The sequence below is a fragment of the Arthrobacter sp. Leaf141 genome (assembly GCF_001424565.1).
In the GTDB taxonomy this organism is placed as follows: Bacteria; Actinomycetota; Actinomycetes; order Actinomycetales; family Micrococcaceae; genus Arthrobacter.
In genome coordinates, this window is sequence record NZ_LMOL01000003.1 from 67,311 (window position 1) to 74,129 (window position 6,819).

Annotated in this window: 5 protein-coding genes; 3 read left to right on the forward strand and 2 right to left on the reverse strand. The window is 67.4% G+C overall.

Annotated features, from left to right (window positions below; genetic code table 11):
- Window positions 1-2: 2 nt before the first annotated feature.
- Together ASF72_RS01565 and ASF72_RS01570 are read right to left on the reverse strand one after the other, a co-directional pair.
- Window positions 3-497: a methylated-DNA--[protein]-cysteine S-methyltransferase gene (locus tag ASF72_RS01565; RefSeq protein WP_050685671.1), complete on the reverse strand. Its 495-nt coding sequence runs from the start codon at window positions 495-497 to the stop codon at window positions 3-5.
- Entirely contained in the window at window positions 494-2,002 is a 1,509-nt protein-coding gene (locus ASF72_RS01570; RefSeq protein ID WP_056595964.1) for an AlkA N-terminal domain-containing protein, read from the reverse strand. Before ASF72_RS01570 ends, ASF72_RS01565 begins: the two co-directional genes overlap by 4 nt.
- 97 nt (window positions 2,003-2,099) lie before the next feature.
- Here ASF72_RS01570 and ASF72_RS01575 point away from each other — a divergent pair, with 97 nt between their 5' ends.
- The 3 genes from ASF72_RS01575 to tyrS are packed head-to-tail and all read left to right on the forward strand — an operon-like array spanning window position 2,100 to window position 6,431.
- Complete coding sequence (locus ASF72_RS01575; protein ID WP_056595967.1) at window positions 2,100-2,777, forward strand: DNA-3-methyladenine glycosylase; 678 nt, start codon at window positions 2,100-2,102, stop codon at window positions 2,775-2,777.
- A 51-nt stretch (window positions 2,778-2,828) separates the two neighbouring features.
- The gene (locus ASF72_RS01580; protein ID WP_050685668.1) at window positions 2,829-5,057 is read left to right on the forward strand and encodes a HelD family protein; all 2,229 of its coding nucleotides are present in this window, start codon (window positions 2,829-2,831) and stop codon (window positions 5,055-5,057) included.
- Between the two features lie 60 nt (window positions 5,058-5,117).
- A complete protein-coding gene (gene tyrS, locus ASF72_RS01585) occupies window positions 5,118-6,431 on the forward strand; it encodes a tyrosine--tRNA ligase (protein WP_056595970.1) in 1,314 nt (437 codons plus the stop codon).
- Window positions 6,432-6,819: the final 388 nt, after the last annotated feature.

The window sequence follows — 6,819 nt, forward strand, 5'->3', positions numbered from 1 at the left end:
GCCTATGCCGCTTCGCGCGCCAGCAGCCGTTCCTTCACCGGCAGGCCCCAGCGGAACCCGCCCAGGGTGCCGTCCGTCCGGATCACCCGGTGGCAGGGAACAAACAATGCCGCGGCGTTGAAGGCGCAGGCGCTGGCCGCGGCCCGGACAGCCTTGGGGTTGCCGGCCAGGGCCGCGTATTCGCTGTACGTCACGGGCTGCCCCGGTGCCACAAGGCGCAGGACGTCCCAGGCATGCGCCCGGAACGGGCCGGACTGCTGCAGCACCGGCACGGCCATTGCAGGTTCCGGGTCTCCGCTGTAAAACGCGTCAACGGCCGGGGAGATGCCGGCCAGGCTGCTGACTGTTTCCAGGCCGTCCGGCCGCAGGGACGCGTGGATCTGGCCGGTCAGGTCAGCCGGGTCCGCTGTCCAGCCGGACGAGAGCACCGCCCCGTCCCGGGCGATGATGGTGAAGGGGCCATCGGGGGTGGTCATGGTCAGCAGTTGGGCTTTCATGGCGTCACTTTCGCGGAGGTTGGGGCCGGGGAACGGCGGGTGCGTGGAGTACGTCCGATGCCGGGGGGACGGGCGGCAGCGGCCCAGAGGTGCATGGTGGCGTAGGAACGCCAGGGACTGACTTCGCGGAAGTCCGGGGAACCGGCGTCTGTGCCCGCGGCCAGGGCCTTGATGCCGTTCCGGACGGCGGCGTCATTGGCGAGGAAAACGTCCGGGGCACCGAGCACCCGCATCGCCACGTAGCCCACCGTCCAGGGCCCCACGCCCGGCAACGGCAGCAGTTCGGCCGTGAGGCCGGGGACGTTATGGCCGTAGCCGATCTCCAGCCGGCCGTCCGCCATGGCCGCTGCGGCGTTCAGGAGGGATTCCGTGCGCCGCTTCGGGCCGCGGAGCAGGTGCCCGGAAGCCGCGATCTGCGCTGGGGTGGGGAACAGCCGGTCCAGCTCGTCCGCCGGAACGCTGCTGTGGCTGCCTGCAGCAGCCAGTTGCGAAAGTGCCGTCCGGGCAGCGGCCACGGTGATCTGCTGGCCGATCATGGCCCGGACCAGCAGCTCCTGCGGGTCCAGCGCCCCGGGCATCCGCATCCCGGGTGTCCCGGCGACGGCGGCGGCGAGCCGGGGATCCGCCGCCAGGGCAGCATCGATGGCCTGCGGGTCGGCGTCCAGGTCAAAGAGCCTGCGGACCCGGCTCAGGAGCGCCGGCAGGTCCCGCAGGTCCACCGCGCCGATGGTGAGGGTCAGGGGCCGGCCGGGCGTGCCGCCGTCGTACTCCACCGCGAAGCGCGCGTCGCCGTGCGGCAGCCGCAGCGTCCGTGCGTAGGACGTGGCGGTGCCCGCTTCGATGCCGGGGACGGCACGCACGGCAAGGAACGTGAAGATGCCCGGATCGAACGGCTGGCGGTACGGCAAAGCCAGGCTGAGGGCCGTGGTGCCGCCCCCGGCCTTCGCCGGACGGCCCTTGAGCCGCAGCGCAGTGGGGGTCATGTCGAAGACTTCCACCATGGTTTCGTTGAACTGGCGGACACTGCTGAAACCGGCAGCGAAAGCGATGTCCGCGAGCTTCATGGCCGTGGACACCAACAGCGTCCGGGCCGTCTGCGCCCTGCCGGCGCGGGCCAGCGAGAGGGGACCGGCGCCGAGCTCCTGGCTGAGGATCCTGTTCAGCTGCCGGGAGGAGTAGCCCAGCCGGGCAGCAAGGCCCTGGACGCCGTCGCGGTTGATGACCCCGTCATTGATCAGCCGCATCGCGCGGCCGGCAACGTCCTGTCGGATGTTCCAGGCGGGAGTCCCGGGGACCGCCTCCGGGAGGCAGCGCTTGCAGGCCCGGTAACCGGCGTCGTGCGCCGCGGCCGAGGTCTCGTAGAAGGTGACATTGGCGGCCTTGGGGGTCCGGGCCGGGCAGGACGGGCGGCAGTAGATGCCCGTGGTGCGGACGGCAGTATAGAACTGCCCGTCGAACCGGGTGTCCCGGGCGTCGATCGCCCGGTAGCGCTGCCAGAAGTCCATGCCTCCATCCTGCCAGCCCGGCGGGACTGCTTCTAGCGGAAATCGGACACGGCCGTGCGTACCCCTGGCCACTTCCCGGAGTGGGTAGAGTCGAAAAATGACCACGCCACAGCCCCCGTCCGGGCCGCCCCTGCGGGAATTGCTGGCCGGCAACGCCCTGGACCTGGCCCCGATGCTCCTGGGTGCCGTGCTGACGCACCGGACGCGGGACGGCCTGGTGGCTGTCCGGCTCACCGAGGTGGAGGCCTACCTGGGGCCGGGGGATTCACTTCATCCCGACCCCGGGTCCCACACCTACCGCGGGTCCACGCAGCGCAACGCGCCGATGTTCGGGCCGCCCGGGCACCTTTACGTCTACTTCACCTACGGGATGCACCACTGCGCCAACATCGTCTGCGGGCCGGTTGGCACGGCGTCCGCGCTGCTGCTGCGTGCCGGGGAGGTGGTGGCGGGCGGGGACCTTGCCCGGCAGCGGCGGCCCACGTCCAAGTCACCGGCGGACCTGGCGCGGGGACCGGCCCGGCTGGCCAAAGCCATGGGACTGAGCACTGCGGACAGCGGCCGGGACGCCCTGGCGGAGCCGTTCACGCTGGAACTGCCGCCGCACCCTGCCGGACCTGTCAGCTCCGGGCCGCGGGTGGGGGTAGCCGGTCCCGGCGGGTCGGGGGAATACCCGTGGCGGTTCTGGCTGACCGGGGACCGGACCGTGTCCACGTACAAGCCGGCCCGGCCCCGGACGCCGCAACCTGAGGCCACCATGTTTCACAAGCGTTAACGGAAATGGTTGTAGAATGGACGGTCTGTATTCCGCGATAGGGGAACGTTAATGCTCGACGCCGATTTGGCCCACGAACGGGATTATGTTGCCGGCCTCTACGCCCGGCTGGAGGAGCTGCGCGACGAGAAGCGCCGGCAGCTTGCCCAGGTCCGGCGCGCCGGAGCCGTAGGCACCATGCAGAACGTTTCGGAACGGGACGCTTTTGCCGCCCTGTATGAGGACCGGCTCGCGCAGCTGGATGCAGTGGATGACCGGTTGGTCTTTGGCCGGCTGGATCTGGACTCCGGCGAGGAACAGTACATCGGCCGGATCGGCCTCACCACCGAGGACCTGCAGCGGCTGATGGTGGACTGGCGCGCGCCAGAAGCCGGGCACTTCTACCAGGCCACCGCTTTCGACCGGCAGGGTGTACGCCGCCGCCGCCACCTGATCCTGCAGGGCCGCGAAGTCAAGGCCATTGAAGACGACGTCCTGGACGCCGGCATGCTGGCGGACGACGAATCGCTGCAGGGTGAAGGCGCCCTTTTGGCGGCGTTGAACTCCAAGCGCACCGGCCGGATGTCGGACATCGTCAGCACCATCCAGTCGGAGCAGGACCGCATCATCCGGTCCTCGATCTCAGGTGCCCTGGTGGTGCAGGGCGGCCCCGGCACCGGCAAAACCGCCGTGGCGCTGCACCGTGCCGCCTATCTCCTCTACACCCACCGGGACCGGCTCAAGACTGCAGGCGTCCTGCTGGTGGGGCCGTCGTCGTCGTTCATGAAGTACATCGAACGTGTGCTGCCCTCCCTCGGCGAGACTGGTGTGGTGATGGCAAGCCTGGGCCGGCTGATGCCCGGCATCCATGCCGTACCCGAACAGGACGCCGGCGTCGCCGCCATCAAGGGCCGCCTGGACATGGCCGCCATTGTGGCCAACGCCGTCGCCAACCGCCAGCGGGTCCCGGCCGGGGACCGGATCCTGGAAGTGGACGGCCGCAAGCTGACGCTGACGGTCCGCCAGGTCCGGCGCGCGCGGGAGCGTGCCCGCGCCACCGGGAAACCGCACAACGAGGCACGCGCCAGCTTCGTCAAGATCCTGCTCCGTGAGCTGACCGAACAGCTGACCGACCTTGTTGAAGCCGGGAACATCGGCAACAACGCTGACCGGGGCTACCTTGCCGAGGACGTCCGCAGCGCCCGCGACGTGCGGATCGCCCTCAACCTGTGCTGGATGCCCATAACGCCGGAGAAGCTGGTTTCCGAGCTGTTCAGCAAGCCGGCCATCCTCGAATTCTGCACCCCGCACCTCACCAAGGCTGAGCGGGCTTCCCTGCTGCGCCCGGCGGACGCGCCCTGGACGGAACCCGACGTCCCGCTGCTTGATGAAGCCGCGGAACTGCTGGGGGATCTGGACGCTACCGACGGCCGCGGCCTTGCGCAGCAGGAGCACGACAGGGCCCGCGACCTGGCCAACGCCAAGCAAACGCTGGAAAACATGGAGCACATGGGTGTTGATGTGCTGATGACTGCAGAGGAGCTCGCGGACCAGAACCAGGAGCGCGAGGACCGGCTCACGGCGGCCGAGCGCGCCACCAGCGACCGCAGCTGGGCCTTCGGGCACATTGTGGTGGACGAGGCCCAGGAGCTTTCGCCCATGCAGTGGCGGCTGCTGGTGCGGCGCTGCCCGCTGAAGTCGTTCACGATCGTGGGCGACATTGCCCAGACCAGTTCCGTGGCCGGCGCCAACTCCTGGCAGGGTGCCCTGGCTCCCATGTTCGGTGACCGCTGGCAGCTTGAGGAGCTGACGGTCAACTACCGGACGCCGTCCCAGATTGCCGAGGCAGCAGTCCGGATGGCCAACGCTGCCGGGCTGGTGGTTTCGGCGCCCAAGGCTGTCCGTGAGGGCCGCTGGTCACCTGTCATTGACGAGGTCCCGGCGGGCTCGGTGGTGGACCGCCTGGTGGAGGTCCTGCCGGCAGAGCTGGAAGCGCTCGACGGCGGCCTGATCGCCGTGATTGCCGACGGCGACCTCCTGCCCGCAGCCATCCGCGCCCTCCGCACTGCGTACGGCCGGCGGGTGGGCAACGGTGCGGGCAGCTACGAGCAGGACATTGTGGTCATCAGCCCCCGCGAGGCCAAGGGCCTGGAATTCGACGGCGTGGTGGTGCTGGAACCGGCCATGATGCTCAACCACGAGCACGGCAAGGTGGGCGACCTGTACGTGGCCATGACCCGGGCCACCCAGCGGCTGCGCCTGATAGCGGCCCAGCCCGTACCGGCAGGCATCGCAGGCTGAGGGCCTGCTCCCGGCGGTGCCGCCGCCTGGCGGCGCCGCACTCCTGCTAACTTAGAAGGCGTGCCAGAAATCAACAGCCTCGAACTGCAACAGAACGATCCCACGTTTGCCAACGTATGGCAGGAGCTGAAATGGCGTGGCCTGGTCCACGTCTCCACCGATGAAGCAGAGCTGGAGAAGCTCCTCGCCGGTGGGCCGGTCACGTACTATTGCGGCTTTGATCCCACGGCTCCCTCGCTTCACCTGGGCAACCTGGTGCAGCTGCTGGTGATGCGGCGGCTCCAGCTGGCCGGCCACCGGCCGCTGGGCCTGGTTGGCGGGTCCACGGGTCTGATCGGTGATCCCCGTCCCACGGCTGAACGGACCCTGAATACCAAGGACACCGTGGTGGAATGGGTGGGCTACCTGCAGGGCCAGGTCCGCCGTTTCCTGAGCTTCGAGGGGGACAACGCCGCCCGGATGGTCAACAACCTTGACTGGACGGCTCCGCTGAGCGCCATCGACTTCCTGCGTGAGGTGGGCAAGCACTTCCGTGTAGGCACCATGCTGCGCAAGGACGCGGTGGCCTCCCGGCTGAGTTCCGATGAGGGCATCAGCTACACCGAGTTCAGCTACCAGATCCTGCAGGGTATGGACTACCTCCAGCTGTACCGCGACCACGGCTGCGTCCTGCAGACCGGTGGCTCGGACCAGTGGGGCAACCTGACCAGCGGCACGGAACTGATCCGCAAGGTGGAGGGCAAGAGCGTCCACGCCCTGGGTACACCGTTGATCACCAACTCCGATGGCACCAAGTTCGGCAAGAGCGAGGGCAACGCCATCTGGCTCGACGCCGCGATGTGCAGCCCGTACGCCTTCTACCAGTTCTGGCTTAATACCGCAGATGCTGACGTGGTTGACCGGCTCAAGGTGTTCACCTTCCTGACCCGGGCAGAGATCGACGACGTTGCCACCGCTGTTGCGGAGCGTCCGTTCGCCCGGGAAGGCCAGCGTCGGTTGGCCTTCGAAGTAACGTCGCTGGTTCACGGTGTGGAGGCGACCGAAAAGGTCATCGCCGCGTCCGCCGCTTTGTTTGGCAACGGCGACCTGACGGTCCTGGATGAGATGACCCTGGCTGCCGCCACCGCGGAACTTCCTTCCGCCACGGTGCCGGCAGACGCTTTGGGCATTGTGGATCTGCTGGTGGTGTCGGGTCTTTCCGAGAGCAAATCGGCCGCCCGCCGCACGGTGGGGGAGGGCGGCGCCTATGTGAACAACCAAAAAATGACAGACCCGGATGCTGTTGTCGCCGGCTCGCAGCTGCTGCACGGCAAGTACCTGCTCCTTCGGCGGGGTAAAAAGAACCTCGCCACCGTCCAGGTGGACCCTGCCTAGGGTTCTGCGCCCCCGAAAACACCAATGCACGCCCCTCACCAGCCAACTTGCACGGCCGTTGAGGGGCGTGTATTGTTTTGCTGAGTCGCCGCCGCTGAGTGGCGACAAACCCCCAACATTGATAAGAAGCAATTCTTAGCCAGGCAGGGCCTGGACCGAAAAGTTGCTTCGATTTTCTGCTGGGCGGATTCATGGAAACAGAGTGAATTCCGGGAAAACAACCGGATTTGCAAAGCGAATATGAATGAAATAAGCTTGAAACATCACGGCGAAGAAATACGGAATAAGAATTCATTCAAATGAATTGTTTCGGGAATATTCGAACGTGTCTGTTGTTTGAGAACTCAATAGTGTGCCATGTTTGTTGATACCAATTTTTTGTATTGAA

Bases quoted from the DNA above. Each gene is read 5' to 3' on its own strand.
- ASF72_RS01570 (WP_056595964.1), bottom strand. From the start codon at position 2,002: ATGGACTTCTGGCAGCGCTACCGGGCGATCGACGCCCGGGACACCCGG.
- ASF72_RS01565 (WP_050685671.1), bottom strand. From the start codon at position 497: ATGAAAGCCCAACTGCTGACCATGACCACCCCCGATGGCCCCTTCACC.
- ASF72_RS01580 (WP_050685668.1), top strand. From the start codon at position 2,829: ATGCTCGACGCCGATTTGGCCCACGAACGGGATTATGTTGCCGGCCTC.
- ASF72_RS01575 (WP_056595967.1), top strand. From the start codon at position 2,100: ATGACCACGCCACAGCCCCCGTCCGGGCCGCCCCTGCGGGAATTGCTG.